Origin of the sequence: Pseudoalteromonas sp. TAE79 (genome assembly GCF_000498015.1) — a bacterium.
GTDB lineage: Bacteria > Pseudomonadota > Gammaproteobacteria > Enterobacterales > Alteromonadaceae > Pseudoalteromonas.
In genome coordinates this window covers 23,450-43,316 of the sequence record NZ_AUTL01000057.1, presented here as the reverse complement: position 1 = coordinate 43,316, position 19,867 = coordinate 23,450, and the positions used below count along the sequence as shown (strand labels likewise).

Annotated in this window: 16 protein-coding genes; 4 read left to right on the top strand and 12 right to left on the bottom strand. The window is 37.5% G+C overall.

Annotated features, from left to right (window positions below):
• Nucleotides 1–59: 59 nt before the first annotated feature.
• From L655_RS0101920 to L655_RS0101910, 3 genes are all read right to left on the bottom strand, one after another.
• Nucleotides 60–851: a thioredoxin fold domain-containing protein gene (locus L655_RS0101920; protein ID WP_024603912.1), complete on the bottom strand. Its 792-nt coding sequence runs from the start codon at nucleotides 849–851 to the stop codon at nucleotides 60–62.
• A 14-nt stretch (nucleotides 852–865) separates the two neighbouring features.
• Nucleotides 866–1,183, bottom strand: a complete 318-nt coding sequence (locus tag L655_RS0101915; RefSeq protein ID WP_024603911.1) for a hypothetical protein — start codon at nucleotides 1,181–1,183, stop codon at nucleotides 866–868.
• A 456-nt stretch (nucleotides 1,184–1,639) separates the two neighbouring features.
• Nucleotides 1,640–2,167, bottom strand: a complete 528-nt coding sequence (locus L655_RS0101910) for a hypothetical protein (RefSeq protein ID WP_024603910.1) — start codon at nucleotides 2,165–2,167, stop codon at nucleotides 1,640–1,642.
• Between the two features lie 532 nt (nucleotides 2,168–2,699).
• On the opposite strand from L655_RS0101910, the gene L655_RS0101900 reads away from it, so the two are divergent.
• Nucleotides 2,700–3,533, top strand: coding sequence for a hypothetical protein (locus L655_RS0101900; RefSeq protein ID WP_024603908.1), 834 nt, complete (start codon nucleotides 2,700–2,702; stop codon nucleotides 3,531–3,533).
• A gap of 41 nt (nucleotides 3,534–3,574) precedes the next feature.
• Here the strand turns inward: L655_RS0101900 and L655_RS0101895 are convergent, their stop codons facing one another.
• On the bottom strand, nucleotides 3,575–4,090 hold the full coding sequence (locus L655_RS0101895; protein ID WP_024603907.1) for a hypothetical protein: 516 nt from the start codon (nucleotides 4,088–4,090) through the stop codon (nucleotides 3,575–3,577).
• 419 nt (nucleotides 4,091–4,509) lie between these two features.
• Here L655_RS0101895 and L655_RS0101890 point away from each other — a divergent pair, with 419 nt between their 5' ends.
• Entirely contained in the window at nucleotides 4,510–8,760 is a 4,251-nt protein-coding gene (locus L655_RS0101890) for a DEAD/DEAH box helicase family protein (protein ID WP_024603906.1), read from the top strand.
• A gap of 166 nt (nucleotides 8,761–8,926) precedes the next feature.
• Here the strand turns inward: L655_RS0101890 and L655_RS0101885 are convergent, their stop codons facing one another.
• From L655_RS0101885 to L655_RS0101875, 3 genes are all read right to left on the bottom strand, one after another.
• Nucleotides 8,927–11,464: a S8 family peptidase gene (locus tag L655_RS0101885; protein ID WP_024603905.1), complete on the bottom strand. Its 2,538-nt coding sequence runs from the start codon at nucleotides 11,462–11,464 to the stop codon at nucleotides 8,927–8,929.
• A gap of 12 nt (nucleotides 11,465–11,476) precedes the next feature.
• Nucleotides 11,477–12,457, bottom strand: a complete 981-nt coding sequence (locus L655_RS0101880; protein WP_024591385.1) for an ATP-binding protein — start codon at nucleotides 12,455–12,457, stop codon at nucleotides 11,477–11,479.
• 170 nt (nucleotides 12,458–12,627) lie between these two features.
• A complete protein-coding gene (locus tag L655_RS0101875) occupies nucleotides 12,628–12,864 on the bottom strand; it encodes a helix-turn-helix transcriptional regulator (RefSeq protein WP_024591386.1) in 237 nt (78 codons plus the stop codon).
• Between the two features lie 100 nt (nucleotides 12,865–12,964).
• Here L655_RS0101875 and L655_RS0101870 point away from each other — a divergent pair, with 100 nt between their 5' ends.
• Together L655_RS0101870 and L655_RS0101865 are read left to right on the top strand one after the other, a co-directional pair.
• Nucleotides 12,965–13,489, top strand: coding sequence for a hypothetical protein (locus tag L655_RS0101870; protein WP_024591387.1), 525 nt, complete (start codon nucleotides 12,965–12,967; stop codon nucleotides 13,487–13,489).
• The gene (locus tag L655_RS0101865) at nucleotides 13,486–14,919 is read left to right on the top strand and encodes a DEAD/DEAH box helicase family protein (RefSeq protein WP_024603904.1); all 1,434 of its coding nucleotides are present in this window, start codon (nucleotides 13,486–13,488) and stop codon (nucleotides 14,917–14,919) included. The genes L655_RS0101870 and L655_RS0101865 overlap by 4 nt, the downstream gene beginning before the upstream one ends.
• Before the next feature lie 278 nt (nucleotides 14,920–15,197).
• Here L655_RS0101865 and L655_RS0101860 read toward each other — a convergent pair whose 3' ends face one another.
• The 5 genes from L655_RS0101860 to L655_RS0101840 form a co-directional block, all read right to left on the bottom strand.
• A complete protein-coding gene (locus L655_RS0101860; protein ID WP_024603903.1) occupies nucleotides 15,198–15,581 on the bottom strand; it encodes a VOC family protein in 384 nt (127 codons plus the stop codon).
• A gap of 28 nt (nucleotides 15,582–15,609) precedes the next feature.
• The gene (locus tag L655_RS0101855; RefSeq protein ID WP_024603902.1) at nucleotides 15,610–16,026 is read right to left on the bottom strand and encodes a hypothetical protein; all 417 of its coding nucleotides are present in this window, start codon (nucleotides 16,024–16,026) and stop codon (nucleotides 15,610–15,612) included.
• Nucleotides 16,027–16,479: 453 nt separating this feature from the next.
• Nucleotides 16,480–17,784 (bottom strand): NAD(P)/FAD-dependent oxidoreductase, encoded by a 1,305-nt coding sequence (locus L655_RS0101850; RefSeq protein ID WP_024591394.1) that lies wholly within the window; start codon nucleotides 17,782–17,784, stop codon nucleotides 16,480–16,482.
• Nucleotides 17,785–17,913: 129 nt separating this feature from the next.
• Nucleotides 17,914–18,297, bottom strand: coding sequence for a VOC family protein (locus L655_RS0101845; RefSeq protein WP_024591395.1), 384 nt, complete (start codon nucleotides 18,295–18,297; stop codon nucleotides 17,914–17,916).
• Nucleotides 18,298–18,817: 520 nt separating this feature from the next.
• Nucleotides 18,818–19,684, bottom strand: coding sequence for a LysR family transcriptional regulator (locus tag L655_RS0101840; protein WP_024591396.1), 867 nt, complete (start codon nucleotides 19,682–19,684; stop codon nucleotides 18,818–18,820).
• Between the last annotated feature and the right edge of the window lie 183 nt (nucleotides 19,685–19,867).

Here is a 19,867-nt window from a genome sequence, read left to right as displayed (position 1 = left end):
TCATTTACGCATATATGAAGAGAATAAAACCCGCCGAAATTCGGGTTTTATTTAAGGACTTATTTTTGAGTCATTAATGTTTTAACGAGACGGTTAAGCTGCGTTGCTTTCATGTAGCCCCCTACTTTAACTTGCCCATCAACTTGATAAACTAAGCCCGGCGTTCCACTAATACCGAATCGGCGCATAAACTCGCTGTTTTGCTCTAACGCAGCTCTTGTTTGGAGAGTTGCAGTTTTAGTTAACGCTGGCATACGCATTTCACGTAAACGTTGGTGCTCTGCCATGGCTGCAGCAGGATCGTCAGAAGAAAGTATATTTTCAATAACATCAGGGCTATTACCGCGTAAAAATGCAACTGGTACATATCTAACATCTAAACCAGCTGCAATAGCGGGCTCTAATTCCTTCTCAAGCTTTGCACACCAGCCACAGAAGGGTTCAACAAAAACATATAGAGCGCCCTTCGAACCATTAATTGCTTTTTCTGGGTGAGTTCTTATAACGGTTGCATCGTTTGTTAGTAAAGAAAACTCTTCGTCATAGTTAGGAACTGGCTTTTTAGTTTCTAAATATTTAGTAGTTAGGTTTTCACCTGACTGATCAATAAGCGGCCCTGCGATAACGTAGTTATCTTCAGTCGCCCAATATAAATTATATTCACCATCATTCTCTACTAACCAACCAGTAAGGCTATCATGCTTAAAGGTTTCAACGACCTTAACAACACCGCTAGTGATCAAGTTGTTTAGCTGCGGTGGAGGCACATCAGTCTTAGCTGAAATGTTAGCAGCAAAACCAAGTGACCCTAAAATTATTAATGACGTTATACTTTTTTTTAATTTATTCATTTTATCCTCTAAGCTTAATACATAGTGAGTTCATAGACACCTTTTGGCGATATGACAATAGTCAGGTTAGCTACTGAGCGACCAGTAATTTGAGAAAAACCTAATCTGAACTCGTTAATTTTTTGGCAATACTCAGTTGGTATTTCAACAATATTTTTTCTGCCAAATTTATTCGTAAGTGACAAGGTGGTTATCATCATTCCACAACTATATATGGACTTAATAGACGCCTGCCGCCATGACTTTTGGCCGCGCAATAATAAAAGCTCTGTAACAATTTTCTCTAATGGAGCTACTGTTCTATTATGACTACCTTTATATGTGACAGACAAAATAACCACCTTCGTTAATCAAAATTGAATTAAGGTGTATTTATACTATTAAAAAAAAGGGTTCGTGATGATTTTGTAGTGGGATTTTGGGGTACTTAATCTAGGTGTACGGAAAACACCTAGAAATTTAAGTTTTGAAAGCACTATTGCACTTTTATTTCATACTGTCCGTTGGAGTGGAACCGCAAGGTCATTGAATTCAAGGTGTGTTTATAGCCGGTTAAATTATTACAAGCATTTAAGATTAAGGCTGACCAGTAGGTATCTAAATGTAATGGGCAGTATTGACCTTTACTATTTCTATAAAAACCCATTGTCAGCATCATGCCACAAACTCTCTGTGATTTGATTTCAAAAGTTCGCCAGTTTTTTGGTAAACTATGCAATAAGAATTTTTTGGCTTTTTTTAAAATCGGCTTTATAAGCTCAATATTCGATGATACCCCCATACTAGGCCTAGTGTATTTGGGTATTGCTAAATAAGGAGTTGTGACTATAAGCACTTGCTATAGCAAGACACGCCACAACAGCATCAGTCCCATTGACTTCATCACCCGAGTCCATTAAAAGTTCAGATTCAGTGCCAAATAGAACTGATAAAAACGCACTTCTAACCAGCTCATTTTCAGATAAATTTTGCTCAGTAAAAGCGTTATCAGCATCTGAAAAAATATTATTTATTATTGAATGACCTTCCGAAGACAGCAGCTTAACCAAAGGCTTCATGTAGTCTTTCAATAATTGAAAATCATCTTCTGAAATCTCTTCCACGCCAACCGGTTCTTCGTCTAATTGATATGAAGCACCACCCTGCAGAGTTAATTTTAAGAAGCTATCCACCAGCCTAAGACCATCATCAATTCCTATACGGGCATTATTGAAAAACATTTGGATTCTACTAAGCAAAGCTTTACCCTGTTCGATAACTTCTAATTCTTCAGCTATAGCTTTGGCTTCTTCTGTGATGTTTATATTCTGAGACATTGTAACCTTGAGTTTTTTATATTGATAACAGTCTCCCTTTATATAGGCTGTTTGGCACTTACAAAGAGAAATAAAACGATGAAGGGAGTGTGCTTAAATTATAAATATCCGCAAGACTTTGTAAGAAAAAAATATTTTTCAGGACTGATTTACAGGCCAAGATATTAATTGAATATTTTCGTTGTTAAACAAAATTAAGGTCCCATCTTTTTGCTCTATATAATATTCTAAAGTTAATGGGTTTGTTTTTAGAGTGCCTTTGAGTGTACACGTATCAGTAACGCAATTCATAAGAGCAACCGTGGCGTTTGGGTTTTTGTTGAATACTGCAAAGACTCGCGGCATAACTTGCGTTAGGACTAAGTGAGTAGCTAATAAGCCCCCTAGAATTTTAATTATAGTTTTCATTTTTTGAATCGTTTAACTTCTTAATTATTTAATCTTTGTATATTAAATCATGTAATAAAGCTTTAGGCAGTTAATTTTTGATAGTATATGAGGGAATAGCTAACTGTTTTAATGTGAATACTTAATGTTAACGTGGATCATAGATACACTTTTTTACTTCTTAACATCGATTGGGGTGTTGACAGGTTTTATCGCCATTCTGTACGTTTTGCAAAAACTAACATGTGGATTAGCTGTGAAAGAATTCGGTGGAAAATCTATTTATCTCAGTGCCTGGATAGGGACGCCAATTCATGAGATTTCACATGCTTTACTATGTATCATTTTTGGGCACAAAATAAATGAAATAGCGCTATTCAAACCGCAGCAAAGCAACTCCGGTAGTCAGGGGGTTGTATTAGGATATGTAACCCATTCGTATAATCGTAATAATCTCATACATGAAATAGGGAATTTCTTTATTGGTATAGCCCCCCTTTTTGGCGGCGTTTTGTCAATAGTATTACTCACCTTAGCTTTGTTACCGGACTCCCAACCTCTATTAGATTTCTTAGTCGGCTCAATTAGTGACTTCCAGACTGTATCAGGCTTAACAACATTCACAATCGCATTACAAGGTTGTATAAATGATTCAGTAAAGATTTTGTACTTAATAGCACAGCTTCACCCAGTTGAATTTATTACTTGGGCGTATATAACCGGCGCTATAGCCTTGCATATGTCTCCATCCCCTGCCGATATGAAAGGCTCTATTAAAGGTTTTTTATTAATACTCGGTTTATTATCTATCGGTAGGTACATTACACACACAATGGACCTAATGTTTTTTGATGTTTTATCGAATGCACTTCTACCAGTATCAGTGATGTTTACACTTTGCATAATCTTGGCAGCGATATTGGCGTTGTTTATTTATTTGTTATCACTCGCTGGCTCATGGCTCAGGAAGCAGAAATAAAGGTATAACATTAAGTTGATAGTTAATTATTTCCAGTTCAATTAACTATCAACTTTAGATCCATAAATAAGAAAAGAAGCCCTATCAACAAAATCATTCACTTCTTCCATAGTAAAGCTGTGCTTTAAAAACAAATCGTTACCCTCATCAACTAATTCATTGAGCTTTTGAACAGCATCATAATTATAGTAATTGACTGGAAGCTGGTTGGTCTTTGCTGAGTATCGATTTCCATAATGAACTAGACGCTGTTGCATAATGGACTTTCTAATAGCATCTGGTGTTTCATATCGTAAGTACGAAAATACATTAATATAATCAGAATCGATTCCCGTTGCTTTAACTATGCCAAACGAACGATTTTTTTTTGTTGATTGCATAGTTTTAAAATGTGTAATTTCATCATAGAACTTAGACGAAACCGGAAAGGAATCTAAAAACAAAACGGGTTTTACAGAGCGTTTAACAAGATCTACTGGTGTTAACCCTCCCCCATATAGGAATTTGAAAAATACATCCGAAAACCGGCCTGTTAATACTCGAAAAAACGTTGTCATTGATATTTACTTTACTAGCTCAGATATTAAATTAATAGAGTGCTTATATACCGATACAAATTATAAATGATAGTGCATTGCATCCGTAAGAGAATTAGTTATCTAACTCTTGCTTTTAAGCTCCTGGTTATTGCTTTTAAGCTCCTGGTTATTGCTTTTAAGCTCCTGGTAAGCTCCTGGTTATTGCTTTTAAGCTCCTGGTAAGCTCCTGGTTATTGCTTTTAAGCTCCTGGTTATTGCCTTTAGCTTCTCTTTGTTTGTGCGTTACACATAGTATCAGTTTGTATGTGAAACATTAAATTCTCATAAATCAAACAGCCATAACCATTTAAAACAATCGGTTATATGGGCATTGCGCGTTTTCAATCCCGTGTGAATATACTCATAAGTTTTGAGAATATTTAATTTGAGGTGTTGAAATGTCAGTAACTACTATTACACACGAATCGGGCCAAACAGGTATGTTTTTTGGTTCTTTGCATGATCTCGATGTGTACACTGAAATTCATAATAATAGTAAGTCCACTCGTGATTACATCATGGCGGCAGCAAAAGATTATTTAGTAACATCAACACCAACTAATCTACCTAGAACTTTTACACAACGATTTAAAGCCAATATAGGCGCTATTGAAGTTATAAAAGCACTACGTGTTAGAAACAGTTCAGCAACGCGCAAAGAGCAAGAGCATATAGCGAAATATGTTGGTTGGGGCGCAGTTAGCCAAGTATTCGATGAGCGCAATACTAAAGAACTTGCTAGAAGAACAAAGCTTCAGGATCTATTGAGCACTGAAGAGTACTCCAGTGCGCGTAAATCAACGGTATCTGCTTTTTACACTCCATATTTCTTGGTAGCTGAAATCTATAAGATGCTGAGAAGCACCGGTTTTGAAAGCGGTAACGTATTAGATCCTGCAGCTGGTGTTGGTGGTCTTATTTCTCCTATGCCACCAGAAATGTATAAAAACTCAAACGTATCGCTTGTAGAGCTTGAAAATATCACTGGTGAAATATTAACGCACCTTTTCCCGAACGCCTCTGTATTCGCAGGTAAAGGCTTTGAAGAAATAAAATTTAAAGCGAATTATGACCTAGTTATTCAAAACTCACCTTTTGGCTCTACTCGTATCCTTGATAATGACAATAAAGATCTGTCAGGCCAGACTATACATAACTACTTCCTATCTAAAGGTATTAAGTTACTAAGATTAGGAGGCCTTATGGTTGCCGTTGTCTCAACTTCATTCCTAGATTCAAAAAACAGCAAAGCAAGAGAGTTAATTTCTAAAAGTGCTGATTTAAAGGGCGCATTACGGCTACCTAAAAACGTTTTTCTGGAAAGTGCAGGCGCTAATGCTTCTGTCGATATTTTATTATTTCAAAAAACAAGTCAACCAGTTGAAAACCCTACTTGGTTAAATGTTACGGAACAAAACACAGCGAATGGCGATAACTATTATTTAAACGATTACTACGTATCAAACCCACAATTAATTCTAGGCGATATGGTTTGTGAAGCTGGTGTAATAGGTAAGCAAGTACAATGTATTTCAGTATCAAATGACCTAATTGGGGATATAAAAACAGCGTTTCTAAGTAGTTTTGAAAAAGATATTTATATTCCACCAGCACTTAAAGTTGACGAAGTTTTATTAGAGCCAATTAATGATGTAGTAAGCAATAGTGATTACATTGAAGCTGGTGGTTATGCATTAACAGACAGTGACCTAATAGCTATCAGAGTAAATGATGATGAATTTGGCAACCCAGTATTTGAAACGCAACAACAAATTACAGGGAAACGTGCACAAAGAATTAAAGCAGCTATCCCTGTTAAGCAATCACTCTCTAAATTACTAGATCTTGAACGTACTGACGCTAACAGCGACAAAATTGAGTTAGAGCGCGCAAATTTAAACAAGGTTTATGATCAGTTTGTAAAAAGCTTTGGCTACTTACAAGAATCAGCTAACCGAGCAGCATTAAGTAAAGACTCATTTTATGCAAACTTAGCTAGCTTAGAGATAGATTTTGAATCCGGTGTTTCTCGCGAACAAGCAAAGCGCCTAGGTTTAGAAAAGAAGAAACCTAGCGCGAAAAAAGCTGAAATATTTAATTACCGTATTATAAAACCATGGAAAATGCCTGAGACGGCAGACAATGCACTTGATGCACTTTGGATAGTGTGGAATGCAGAAAATAAAATTGATCTTAATAAAGTTGGGTCTCTGTGTGGTAAAAAATTGCATGAGATTAAATACGATTTATTAGGTTCTGTGATTTTTTTAAATCCTGAAACGAATCAATATGAATTTTCTGAAACTTTTCTTTCTGGTGATGTTAAATCGAAGCTTAAAATTACTGAGGCCGCACTAAAATCTAACCCTGAGCTAATGCACAGCTATAAAGCCCTTAAAAAGGTGATTCCTGAGGATATAGAGGCAATAGACATAGGTTTGGAATTTAACGCGGGCTGGCTCCCAGCAGATATAGTTAAAGAATTCGTTGAACAACTATTAAAATGTACTGTTGATGCAAAACATGTACTAGGTCAGTGGTTTGTTAAAGCTAAACATACACCTTCACTAATTAACTTTAACCAATACGGTGTTGATGAGTACCCTGCCGAAAAAGTTATTGAAAGAATGTACAGTGGCCGAAATCTAATTGTTAAGAGAACGCTACCTAACGGGGATCGCGTTGTAGATAAAGAATCTACAATGCATATAGAAGGTGTTTACACTGAAATTAAAGCGCGCTTCGATGACTGGGTTTGGTCTTGTGAGGAACGAAGAGAAAGACTAGAAAAAATATATAATGAACAATTTAATCGTTTTGTGCGTCCACAATATACCGGTGAAAATTTAGTATTTCCCGATCAAAGTTCAAAGATTGAATTAAGGCAGCATCAGAAAACTTGTGTTAGACGCTCATTAGAACAAGGCTCATTGCTTCTTGATGTAATTGTCGGTGGTGGCAAAACTTTCACAATTGCAACGATTGTTCATGAATGGCACCGCTTGGGTATAAAAGAGCGCACAGCAGTAGTTTTACCAAATCATTTAGTTCAACAAATTGCTGTTGAATGGCTGCGTCTATACCCACTAGAAAAGCTATTAGTATTATCTCCTGAAGATATGAGCAGTAGTAAACGCAAAGAAACGCTAAATAGAATTAAAACAGGTTCGAAAATTGTACTTATACCTGAATCAACATTTAAAGCTATTCCGCTACCGTTAGAGGCTGAACAAGAAATTTTAGCTGAAGAAATTGAAGAAACTAGGCTAGCAATTTCCATTCTCGAAAAAAGCTTTTCAGTTAAGCGCCTTGAAACGAAACTTAGTAATCTAGATTATAAGTTGCAACAACTTACCAATCGAAGTGCTAAAGACGAAACATTAGATTTTGATGAGCTTGGTTTTGACTCAATTTGTGTGGACGAAGCACATGCATATAAAAACCTACGCTTTAATACGGTTGCATTGGCAGATGTGCGAGGTATTGGTAACCAAGATGGTTCTCAAAGGTCTTGGGATCTATTTATAAAATGCCAATTCCTAAATAGAAAATATGACCATGCTGGGGTAGTTTTCTCTACAGGCACACCTATAAGTAATTCGATAATTGAGCTTTATACTATGCAGAAATTTTTAGCATACGATAAATTAAAAGCAATGGGCTTACATTGGTTAGATAGCTGGGCAGATGTTTATACATCTTGTAGTACAGAATTTGAAGTTGACGCAACAGGAACAAATTACAAACCAACGACACGTTTGAGAAGCTTTATAAATTTACCTGAATTGCAGAAGCAATTTGGTTGTATTGCTGAAACAGTCACAATGTCAGAGTTAAAAAGCTATTTACCAAAATTAGAAGGTGGTTTCGATCTTATCCCTCCATTAGCGACGGGCAAGCCGCAAACAATTTTCGTTGACCCATCAGATCAACAAGCAGACTACATTAACAATAACCTGATGGAACGAGCTAAAGACTTTAGAAAATCACCGATAGATAACGATAATATGTTATTGCTTATGTTTCACGCTCGATGTGCAAGCTTGGATATGAAAATATTAGATCCATCATACGATGATAATAATAATTCAAAAGCCGAAGCCTGCGCTGATAAAGTGATCGAACTTTATAAAAAGTATGATAATGAAAAAGCTACTCAAATTATATTTTGTGACTTATCAACGCCAAACAAAGGTAAATCCAAACTTCGTGGCAAGATAAATGAACTCAAAGAGCTAGCCTTACAAGGAGATGAAAAAGCAGCACTAGAACTTGAAAAAATTGGTGTTGACCAAGTTTTTGCTGCAAATAGCGATTTTTCAGTTTATGACGATTTAAAAAATAAGCTTGTTGAACGCGGTGTAAATATTAATGAAATTGCATTCGCTCAAGATTACAAAACACCCAAGGCTAAAACTGAACTTTACTTACAAATAAACGAAGGTATTAAGCGAGTAGTTATAGCGAGCACTGCAATGATGGGAACAGGTGCCAATATTAATAAACGAGCTGTAGCTGTACACCACTTAGATCCAACTTATAAACCCTCTGATATGGAGCAAAGAACAGGCCGAGTTGAGAGACAAAATAATATGCTTTACGAAGCCGACCCTGCTAACTATAAAGTACATGTATATTATATCAGTTAGTACCTCTAAAAACATACTATGAAATAGAATTGCATTGATAAACAAATAAATTTTAATAGTACACATACTAATTAAGCATACTATTTAGTGAAAGGTTCAAAAAGTTTAACTAAGTTTTTCTTGGGTTATGTCAATTAAGCCATGTAAACTTAATTGATAGACACTGTTAAACCTGAACGTCAACCGCGGAACTTGCTAGAAGGGTAGCTTCTACTTTAGTTTCTACTTCAGAATAAATATCTATATCTACTTCAGGCACTGAAAGAGTAACAATTAAAGAGTATCTTGCTTTTGAATCCCAACGCTCATGTGAAGTACGAGTTTTCCACCAACCACTGGCAGGATAAATAGCAATTTGTCCTCGCTCTGCAAGCTCTGCTGCACTGCCTTTCCAAATGTCTTTATGAATAGAGCCTCTATGTCGGTTATCAGCCCCTAAAGTCCAATTAGAGTCACTCGGAGAGTCATCTGGTCTGCCCCCCTCCGCAGCTGCATTAATACGACTTTGAAATGCAGCAGAAGATTCTTCATGCCGTTTTACATCAAAGCGCAATTGATGACTGGCGTAGCTATATTTATTTAAAGTATTACGGCTTGATGGATTTGGTTCAACAAAGTAAGAAAGCGTTACAGTTAGTTCAACATCTGCCTCACCTATTGTTTGTAACGTATCTTTCGGCCATGGTAAATCATGTAAATGCATATCCTTTGTTTTAACGTTACCATCCTTATAAAACGGTTGTAATTCATCTTGTATAACTAACGAAAGAGAGTTGCTGGCACTTTTAACTGCCCTTTCTAAATTGGGCACACCAAAGCCAACCATGCGAGTTAAGTTACTCATATCACTTTTTCTAATTGCTTTATTGGAGCGCCCTGTATTTATTAATTGATACATTTCATCTGTCCAATCCGCGGAGTGGACAGTTAAAGCCCGAATAGTCTCAGGCCACAAGTCAGGGTGTTCGGCTTTTACTTGCGCAGTAAAGCGGGCGGCAAGCGCTGTAGCTGCACTTGTAGCATTACTGGTTTGGAAGTTCCGTTGAGAGAAATCATGGAAAGTAGTAAGTAAGTGTAAGTCTTGCATTCCTGCACACCCATATTGATCTTTACCAATATTCCCCCCTTCAAAAACAATCTCGGGTTTTATGGGGGCGTTTTTTCTATCCCATACAAGAGAAGTCGTACTATAAGGTGATAATCCCCCCACTTTTGCTAATGGTTGATAATCACAGGACTCTGTAATAGTCACTTTATTGGTATAAGCACCAACTGTAATAGAATTCCAAGATTGAGCAGGGTCATGAATATCTTGTAGTTGATTAGTATCGGGGTATTCCATATCAGAATCAAACGGAACATTACCTGCGCATATAGTAAATAAACGAGGGTTTTTTCCTTCCCCTAAATAATCTACAGCTAATGAATCTAGCGTACTTGACCAAGATGAAGGCCTGCCTCCGTCTGTCCCAGTATTAGCTGAAAGTGACATTGAAAATATACGGCTTCGTTCAATATTTGCAAATTCTGCTGTTGCAATCGCATTAGCAGTTATTAAACCTAGAGACTTGTCTTCGTTATCACCACTACGATCTAAAACTTTAATTGATTCAAATTTATGATTAATAGTTGCTACATCATTAGAACCAAGTATATCGGTTAAATCCCCCCACATAGCAAGCCCAGCCATTTCTGTGCCATGACCATTAATATCCGTAGCGTCTCCGTTATCAGTAACCGTTAATTGATCATTGAGACCTGCAAAAGGAGACAACAAAGGATGCTCTACATTTACGCCTGTATCTAACACGCAAATGTAAGGCTCAGTACCACTGTTATTCACGCTTAGACGTCGCAATAAATCTTCTGTCCATTGCTCTTGTTCTTCATGGGGGGCAGAGTCAAAAAAATCAGCTGTGGTTTTTGGTGCGCGAATTTCAGCAACTCGGCTTAGTAGTAAGGTATTATTTGCTAGTTGATTTTGAGTCGCTTTAACTTGAATAACAGTATGTTCGGGAAATCTTAGCTTATGTTGAGAAACCTCAATTTTAAGCTCGTTAGCTATTAACGTGAAATCAGCAATAATTTCTTTATAGTAGTTTATTGATTCTTTTCTTTTTTTCGGAGTAGATACCCATACTTCCCACCAAATAGATTCATCTTTATCATCTGGTAATAAGGAGTCATCATCAGACCAAATAGCGGCAAATGCCGCAGTTCGGATTGACTGTATTGAATCAATTAATTTCTGATTGTCTAAAGGTTTTTTATGTTTGTTCTTTTTCTTATTTAAATAATCGGTAATTTTTTGTTCAAAATGATGGAGCTTTCCATCTGGAATAAAAACTGTAGCAATAGTTTTTATTTGATTATCATGGGTGATTGTCTTTACGTTATAAAGTTCAATTCCTTGAGTCGCATTAGCAAGGCTTTCCACTGCAATTTCAATATCAGGAAAGCTTTCAAATTCAACTTGAATACCTATACCCATTTTTAATGGAGTTTCTGATGACTCATTTTTAAGTTGATCTAATTGAATTGAAACAGTCGATAAATCACCTCGTAATTTACCACTATGGGCTATTCGGTTTCGGGCTGGGATTATTTTAGAAGGGCCTCCACCACCACTTGGTGAAGTAAATTTTTGCGCCGAACCATATGATTCTAAAAAAAAATGAGGTTTATTATAAATCTTATTCGCCATTAAATTTCCCTATTACATTGCGAAATGCTGACTAATACTCTTTCTATCTTCAATTGCTTCTTGAAGCATAGTGATAGTGATCGACGAATAATCATGAATCAACATCTCCTTGATTGCGTCATTAGCAGCTTGAGTAACTTCTGCATTACTTAGACCATCTGACTTCAATGCTAACTTTTTCCATGAGAAATTCTTAGCAACATAAGGATGAAGTCTAGACTTGAAAAGTGAAACTATTTCACTCTCTGACGGCAATTCGTAGCGAATGACATCATCAAAGCGCCTAAATAGTGCATGGTCAAGGGCTTCAATATGATTAGTAGCACAAACAATGACACTACTAGAATCATCTTGTTCAATCATCTGTAAGAAGCTATTTAGGATTCTTCGTGCTTCACCTACGTCATTATTTGATCCTCGGTGAGAGCCTAATGCGTCAAATTCATCAAAGAAATATACGCCTCTTACATCTCTAATAGCATCAAATATTTGACGTAATTTAGCTGAAGATTCACCTAAATATTTAGTAATCACCGCATCAAGGCGGACTTCAAATAAAGGGAAATTTAATTCTCCTGCAAGTACAGATGCCGTATAAGTTTTACCTGTACCTGGTTTTCCTGCTAATAGTAATTTTCTTCTTGGTGATAAACCATGATTTTTTAGTGTTGATAAATGTTTTTGCTCTTTGACTAAGCGATTTAACCGGCCTTTAACACTTTCAGAAACTATAAGATCATTAAAACGTAGCTTAGGATAGCTTGTTGTCAGCAGTCCCGTAGAATCTTTGACACCACTTGCAATTGAAACAGGTAGATTATTAAGGCTCTTTTTTTTTGCCTTATCAATAAGCTGTTTTAATTCCTGTGCTAGTTTGCCATGACCACTTCTTGCTTCATGCGCAGCAACTTGAAGCGCAATAGATAAAAATCTATCGTCATCTTTATCGATATGCGATTGCATAAGTGCTTTTATTTGCGTTGAACTAGCCATGAAAAATGCTCGAATTAAATAATATATTGACCAATATTATTATACATGAAAGGTGACTTTTCTTCTATTGTTCGATAATAATATGCATGCATATTGTACAAAAAATCCGGAATTAATTTTGATACGTGCTTTTAATTAATAAAAACTCGTAGAATTTGAATGTATTTTAATTAATCTAAATTGAGTTTATACATCAACCTTGGTGGCATTATGTCTTCAAATTCACAATTTAACGCATTAGCTAGCTTGTATAATGTCTCTAACTTAATATTCACATTACCTCTTTCCATTTTTCCATAATTACCGCGCTCTATACCTACATAGGCCGCAAAACCTTCTTGCGAATAACCTGCTTCTTTGCGTTTTTCTCGTAGCTTTTCACCAAAATGTTTAACTAAATCACTCACCTGATTTCCCTCAAGGCAAAATGATTAGATTTTCATGTTGAGCGCTTAACTACCACGCCCTATAATACCCATTATTATAAGAAGTTTATTAGGATTTACTTTGAAATTTGATCCTCTCGTAGCTCAAATTATTGTTGCACCAAATTTTGATAACTTTACAACAAGTGATGTACGCTCGGCGTACTTAGCACTAAAAAATGACTCTTCTTTAGTACCTACAGCAGTTAGGCGAAGTATATATGCTGAATTGCTCAAGCTTGTTAAAAAAGGCTGGCTGAAAAAAGTGGTATCAAATAAAAAAGGATTTACGCGATTCAATAAAACAGAGAGTTTTAACGTTGAGATAATTACTCATTTAGCTAGCTCAGTACCCATTAAAGCCACAGAAAAGGCAGGTGATAAACACTCGCTGTTACTTAGTAAGTTAAATCATTACAAAGCCGATCTATTATTGAATATGGGGGAATCTGAGGCATATAAAGAGCTTTATTTGGAGTCGCCCGAACTGGTAGATGAACTACAGCCACAGTACAACAAAGCGAGAGACAACAATACAAGAATACTTGGCAAGATTAGAGCGATTGAAGGCTTACTGAAGCAGAGCGAAGCATTAGAGAAAATATGAAACTAAGACTATGGCAAGCCGAGTGTATTAATTTAGCGCTTACACAATATCAGAACGGCAATAGCCACTTTTTAGCCTTGGCAACTCCTGGGGCGGGTAAGACCTTGATGGCCTCGGAATTAGCCGATCAATTATTAAAAAATAATATGGTCGATGTGATTATTTGTTTTTCACCGTCTTCAATTGTATCTCAAGACTTTAAGGAAAGCTTGCAACTAAAAACGAATGAACGATTTGATGGGCTTATTGGCGCTAAAGGTAGAACTTTAACATATCAAAGCTTACAGTATTTAGATGTGCACTTTTGGCAGCTATTTGAACGATATCGTGTTTTTGTAATATTTGATGAAATTCATCATTGTGCTGGCTCTAATATTGACAATGCTAATGCATGGGGTGAGCAGATAATTCTTAACATTCATAATAAAGCACAATGCACATTAGCCTTAACAGGTACACCTTGGCGCTCTGATGCTGCTCCTATTGTTCTTTCATCTTATCAGCAGCCTAACAACAAAATAGCGTGTGACTACGTTTACGGGCTTTCAGAGGCTATTGTAGATAATGTGTGTCGGGTTCCAAAAATAGTAGCTGTTGATAATAACCACATTACAGTTGTAGATGACGTTGAAACCAAAACATTTGACTGCTTTAAAGCGTTATTAAACGACTCTGGCGTTTCTTATCAAGAAATTATTGAAAATGAAGCTGTAGTAAAATACATAATTTCTTCCGCTCAAAAAAAGCTTATCTCAATTAGATTGAAAAACCCCGATGCAGCGGGGTTAATTGTTACATCGTCTGTTGAGCATGCCCATCAAATCTCTAAGTTAATGCGAACTTACTTTGACGAGGATAGCATTGTTGTAACCTACCGAGAAAATGAACCTACAAGTATTATTCAGCAGTTTAGGTATGCACAAACTAAGTGGATTATTTCTGTTGGTATGATTAGCGAAGGTACAAACATCCCTCGTTTACAGGTTTGCTGCCACCTTACAAACATAAAAACAGAAATGCATTTTAGGCAAATATTGGGCCGCATACTGAGGGTAACAAACTCTAAGAACCAAGAAGCTATTATGTACATGCCCGCCGAACCTAAGCTTTTAGAATACGCGTATAGAGTTAATCAAGATGTTCCATTGGAAGCTGATGTAGTTAAGTTTGAAAAAATTGAAACTCCTGCTGGAAAAAACACCGCAGATACAGACTCAAGCAATATTACTTTTGATAAACAAAGTAAAAAACCTTCCAAAGCTCAGTTTGATTTTAATAACTTTGCTGACTTTTTTGAGCAGCCAGCTATGGGCAATAGACCTGAAGCGACAGAGGAACATTTTTTAACCGGTGCCTATGAGCGAATAATTAATATATCAGGCCGCTTTCAGCAAGAGGCTATTGCTTTAGGGTTAAGTGAGCTGAGGTAAATACGCTAGAATCTAAGAAGCTTCCATGATTCTTGGCTGGCATTTTTAGCTGAAGTCTGTATGGCGAGGCAGCCAGTTTAAATTCGTGGGTATATCGTTTGCCTTTGTTCATAAAACACCTCTTATTGGAAGTTACAATGTAACTCATTCGGTGTCTAACAAACTATGGGAAGTCCAAATATCTGATAGCTTATTATCAGATAGTAGTCTGAAAGCCATAGTGGCTAACAGACCGTTATCATTATTAAGGTAAGATCAACTTGATCTAGTCTTATAATTTACGCAGCTTTAAAGCAATAAACAGCCAATTTGTTACCGTCTAAATCACGTGTGTACGCTGCGTAGGCATGAGGTGCCCAATCGCGAGTCCCTGGTGCGCCTTCATCAGGACAACCAGCCGCTAAAGCCGCTGCGTGAAAGGCATCGATAGCCGCACGGTCAGGCGCTTCAAAGCTAACCATAGTGCCATTTCCTACAGTCGCAGGCTGGCCGTTGACAGGTTTCAGTACAAAGAATGAAGGTTCGTCTACGCCCCAGATTGAACCGTTTTCATCTAAATCGGCAATGCGCTTAAGACCAATGGTGCTTAAAACGTTATCGTAGAAGGCGCGGGCTTTGTTTAAGTCATTAGTGCCAAGTGTTGTATGTGTATATATGCTCATAGTGTATTCCTTAGAAAAATTAATAAAATTATTTAGGTGCAAACATTTTGTCTGCGGTGCGGTGTGCGGTATAAACAGCTTCACCATCACTTTCAGCATCAAAGATAACGGTAACGTTAGGGGTGAACAGTATTACGTCACCTACTTCTGCTACATATTTGTTGCCTTGTAAGTCGCGCATCACAATCTTGCCTTTAGTGATGACTTTGTATTCGACAAATTCATAAACAAATTCGAACTCAACGCCAGGTTGCATGGCAAAGAAACCTACGGTTAAGCCATTTGAATTATCGGTGACAGTAACTTCTGCCATCTGGCTTTTCAGATTATTAACTTCAAGTAGGCCCGCTAGGTCGTTTAACTTAAACGTACCCGCTTTAAATAGTTGAATACTCGGATCTTGAGCTAGTTTAGTTGCGATATTTTCATTTACAGACTGAGTCATTTTTTTATTCCTAATATGGTGTACTGAAAAATCAGTATCTATACCCGTACTACTTGCTAAAAGCTGCATCTTGAAGTGGCAACGGGTACATAAATCGTATGTTTAATTTTAATACTAATTAATACTATAGAGCCGATGCATTGCTGCTACCTGACTCATGGCGGCTACTTTACATTGTTTATGAGAAATGATAACCACCATAAAAATCAAATGACTTTTACTTATAGGTAACAATGGTAAAAGCATAGAAGGTCAGGGTTTTATCAGGTTAACAGGTTAAATTATGGCAAGAAATAAAATGGGAAAGTGACTGATTTTCCTAACAGATGGGTTAAAGTATGAGTAAAGTAAGTTACGGCTTTTAAGCATTAACGCCGCAGTAATCAAATTACCACGGCGTTGTTTAGAGACTGCTTCAGATTAAGCTAATGTTTAGGGGATTTTAAACTAACCTTAATGTAACTTCATTTTTGGACGCACGACGCGCAGTATTTTTTCGCTGATCCACAAAGCAATGGTTTTAGCACTGCCGTGAATAGCGCGCTGATGCATGCGATATAATGAAAGATACATAAAGCGAGCAATTATACCTTCAATAAAAAAGCTATTGCTGGTCAGGTTGCCCATTAAATTCCCTACGGTGCCATAGCGCGACAGGTTAACTAGTGAGCCATGGTCGTTATATTCAAAGGCACAAAGAGGGCGATTTTTTAACGTCGCAAGCAAGTTTTTTTCAATACATTGCGCCATTTGGTGCGCCGATTGCGCGCGCGGCGGTACTTGTTTGCCATCTGGTTGGGTAAAGGCGCAGCAATCACCTAAAACAAAAATATTGTCATCGACCGTGCTTTGTAAAAATTGATTTACTTGTATTTGATTACTGCGAGTGAGCTCAAAAATACCTAAGTCCTTGATAAAGTCAGGTGCTTTTATACCCGCGGCCCATAACATAATATCAGCATTAATCATTTCGTCTTTTTGGGTAATAACACCTTGCTCGGTAGCCTCTTTTACTTGTGTATATTCACGTACATTAACGCCTAATTTTAATAGCTCGCGTTTTGCACTGGTCGCAATGCGTTCAGGTAAGGCGGGTAAAATACGGGGGCCGGCTTCAATTAAATGAATATGTAAACGCTTAGATGACATATTTGTTAAGCCGTATAGCTTTAACAACTCAGAGACATGATAGAGCTCAGCTGAAAGTTCTACACCCGTGGCACCGCCGCCAATAATAGCAATATTGAGCGATTGTTGTTGATTATCGTCTTGGTGAAGGCGAGTAAAGCTGTCTAGTAATGAGTGCTGAAAACGCTCAGCTTGTTGATTTGAATCTAAAAAGTAGCAGTGCTCTTTTATACCTGGGGTATTAAAGTCGTTACTTACGCTGCCTACAGCAATAACCAGATGATCATAAGTTACACTGCGCTCGGGTAAAATAGTGTGGCCTAACTCGTCATAAAGTGGCGCGAGGGTAATGGTTTTATTACTTTGGTTAATATTACAAAATGTACCTAGTTGGAAACAGTAATGATGCTTAGCAGAATGAGCAGAATAGACAACACCATCTAAATCGGGGTCAATAGATCCGGTCGCTACTTCGTGCAGTAACGGTTTCCAAATATGGGTGCGATTTTTATCAATCAGTAGAATATCGGCATGCTTTTTTTTACCTAGCTTGTCGCCTAATTGGGTAGCTAGCTCTAATCCGCCAGCACCACCGCCAATGATAATAATTTTTGGTGTGGTAATACTCATAATGTTGTCCTAAAAATAGTAACTTTTAATAACTTATCACTTATGCATGAGAAAGCGATCTGAAAGCCATAATGGCTAACAGACCGTTATCATTATTAAGGTAAGATCAACTTGATCTAGTCTTATAATTTACGCAGCTTTAAAGCAATAAACAGCCAATTTGTTACCGTCTAAATCACGCGTGTACGCTGCGTAGGCATGAGGTGCCCAATCGCGAGTCCCTGGTGCGCCTTCATCAGGACAGCCAGCCGCTAAAGCCGCTGCGTGAAAAGCATCGATAGCTTCACGGTTAGGCGCTTCAAAGCTAACCATAGTGCCATTTCCTACAGTTGCTGGCTGGCCGTTGACAGGTTTTAGTACAAAGAATGAAGGTGCGTCTACGCCCCAGATTGAACCATTTTCATCTAAATCGGCAATGCGCTTAAGACCAATGGTGCTTAAAACGTTATCGTAGAAGGCGCGGGCCTTGTTTAAGTCGTTAATGCCGACAGTTACATGAGTAAATACGCTCATTTATATGCTCCGTTTATTACAAGTTAAGAATGAATTGTTATTTATCGAATGTAGCGCACACACTGGATGTAAATGACTACTGTTCGTTTCGATGAAGGTATCATAGTCTTTTTCTGCTGGATGATAATACCACCGTTCGTAAACTCACTTTTACTATGGTGTAATAGTTGTAAGCGGCCGTAACAAGGGTGGTAGGGATAGGTTAAGTCACCTGCTGCTCGACGAGCATCAGCCGAGGCATACAAGTAACTCGGTTAAGCTAAGTTACCGCTCCCCCTGTAGGTTTTTAACAAATAAAAAATCAAGCAAGCTGAGATATATGCTTCTGTTGCTTATTGTGATGTTGACGCTTTTAATGGTTGATGATTATATTTATGGTATTAGCTATTTATAGTAATAGCCTAGCGTTAAATCGTTTTGAAAATTTACCTGTCCTTACCTTATCGCACAGATTCTAGGTGATATTGAAGTGTGAAGCTGACTTACTGAGCTAAAGGTGTAGGCACGACAGCTAATAATATCAGAGTAACTGCTTGGCCAAGTAATCTACCAATAGCCTTATTTTCGGTGATAAATGGCGATTCTGAGGATAGACCGCCCATATCCCTTCGTCAGGCACACGATAATTGTATAGCAATGTGGTAAGTTCACCGCTTTGCAGGTGGCGTTGAACATAGTAATCGGGTAATTGCACTATCCCCAAGCCTTTCAATGCAGCATCTACAAGAGCAAAGCCACTGTTGTAACGCAACTTTCCAGTTACGCGAATATTTCTTTCTCTGCCCGACTCTCTAAAGTGCCAATAATCAAGGGTTCCCAAAAGACAACTGTGTTTATTAAGTTCGGTCAAAGAATGAGGTATGCCATGCTTTTCTAGGTAAGCTGGTGATGCGCATACATAGTTTGTCCTCTTCCCTAGCTTTTTTGCCATCATCGAAGAGTCACTTAGCTTGCCAAGACGAATAGCCAAATCATATCCTTCTTCAACTAAGTCAACTTGCTGATTACTTAAGTATGCAAAAACTTCAACATCGTCATATTGCTTCATAAAATTGTTCATTAGAGGCAAAATCTGTTGCTCACCATAGGTCACAGGAGCTGTCAGCCTAATTTTCCCTTGAGGCTTCGATTGTAAGTTGGTGATGGCTCGTTCAGCAGCGTCTAGCCCATCGAGAACACTGCGACAATGCTGATAAAAAACACGCCCTTCTTCGGTTAGTGATACTTTACGAGTGGTACGATAAAATAATTTTACATTCAATCGCTTTTCTAATGCACTTACCTGGCGACTAACCTGAGCTGTAGAGATAGCCATCTTTTTTGAAGCAAGCGTAAAGCTTTCATTTTCAGCAACGTATACAAATTCACTGATACCATCCCACTGCATGATTATTACCCCTGTGCACAAGTGATTTTACAAATCAGCATATTATCATCTTTTTAGAAAAGAATATAATACCCACCATAAACAAAAAGGTGCTGAGTCTTAACAAAGCCGTAAGTAATTCCATCCAGGTAAAGCGAAAGTGTTATTTCTGTAACAACAGCTTGCATAAAAATTATAGGAAAC

Excerpts from the sequence above, each read along its gene's own strand:
- L655_RS0101855 (WP_024603902.1), bottom strand. The coding sequence starts at position 16,026 with ATGACTCAGTCTGTAAATGAAAATATCGCAACTAAACTAGCTCAAGAT.
- L655_RS0101885 (WP_024603905.1), bottom strand. The coding sequence starts at position 11,464 with ATGGCGAATAAGATTTATAATAAACCTCATTTTTTTTTAGAATCATAT.
- L655_RS0101850 (WP_024591394.1), bottom strand. The coding sequence starts at position 17,784 with ATGAGTATTACCACACCAAAAATTATTATCATTGGCGGTGGTGCTGGC.
- L655_RS0101895 (WP_024603907.1), bottom strand. The coding sequence starts at position 4,090 with ATGACAACGTTTTTTCGAGTATTAACAGGCCGGTTTTCGGATGTATTT.
- L655_RS0101860 (WP_024603903.1), bottom strand. The coding sequence starts at position 15,581 with ATGAGCATATATACACATACAACACTTGGCACTAATGACTTAAACAAA.
- L655_RS0101890 (WP_024603906.1), top strand. The coding sequence starts at position 4,510 with ATGTCAGTAACTACTATTACACACGAATCGGGCCAAACAGGTATGTTT.
- L655_RS0101840 (WP_024591396.1), bottom strand. The coding sequence starts at position 19,684 with ATGCAGTGGGATGGTATCAGTGAATTTGTATACGTTGCTGAAAATGAA.
- L655_RS0101880 (WP_024591385.1), bottom strand. The coding sequence starts at position 12,457 with ATGGCTAGTTCAACGCAAATAAAAGCACTTATGCAATCGCATATCGAT.
- L655_RS0101900 (WP_024603908.1), top strand. The coding sequence starts at position 2,700 with ATGTTAACGTGGATCATAGATACACTTTTTTACTTCTTAACATCGATT.
- L655_RS0101920 (WP_024603912.1), bottom strand. The coding sequence starts at position 851 with ATGAATAAATTAAAAAAAAGTATAACGTCATTAATAATTTTAGGGTCA.
- L655_RS0101845 (WP_024591395.1), bottom strand. The coding sequence starts at position 18,297 with ATGAGCGTATTTACTCATGTAACTGTCGGCATTAACGACTTAAACAAG.
- L655_RS0101910 (WP_024603910.1), bottom strand. The coding sequence starts at position 2,167 with ATGTCTCAGAATATAAACATCACAGAAGAAGCCAAAGCTATAGCTGAA.
- L655_RS0101865 (WP_024603904.1), top strand. The coding sequence starts at position 13,486 with ATGAAACTAAGACTATGGCAAGCCGAGTGTATTAATTTAGCGCTTACA.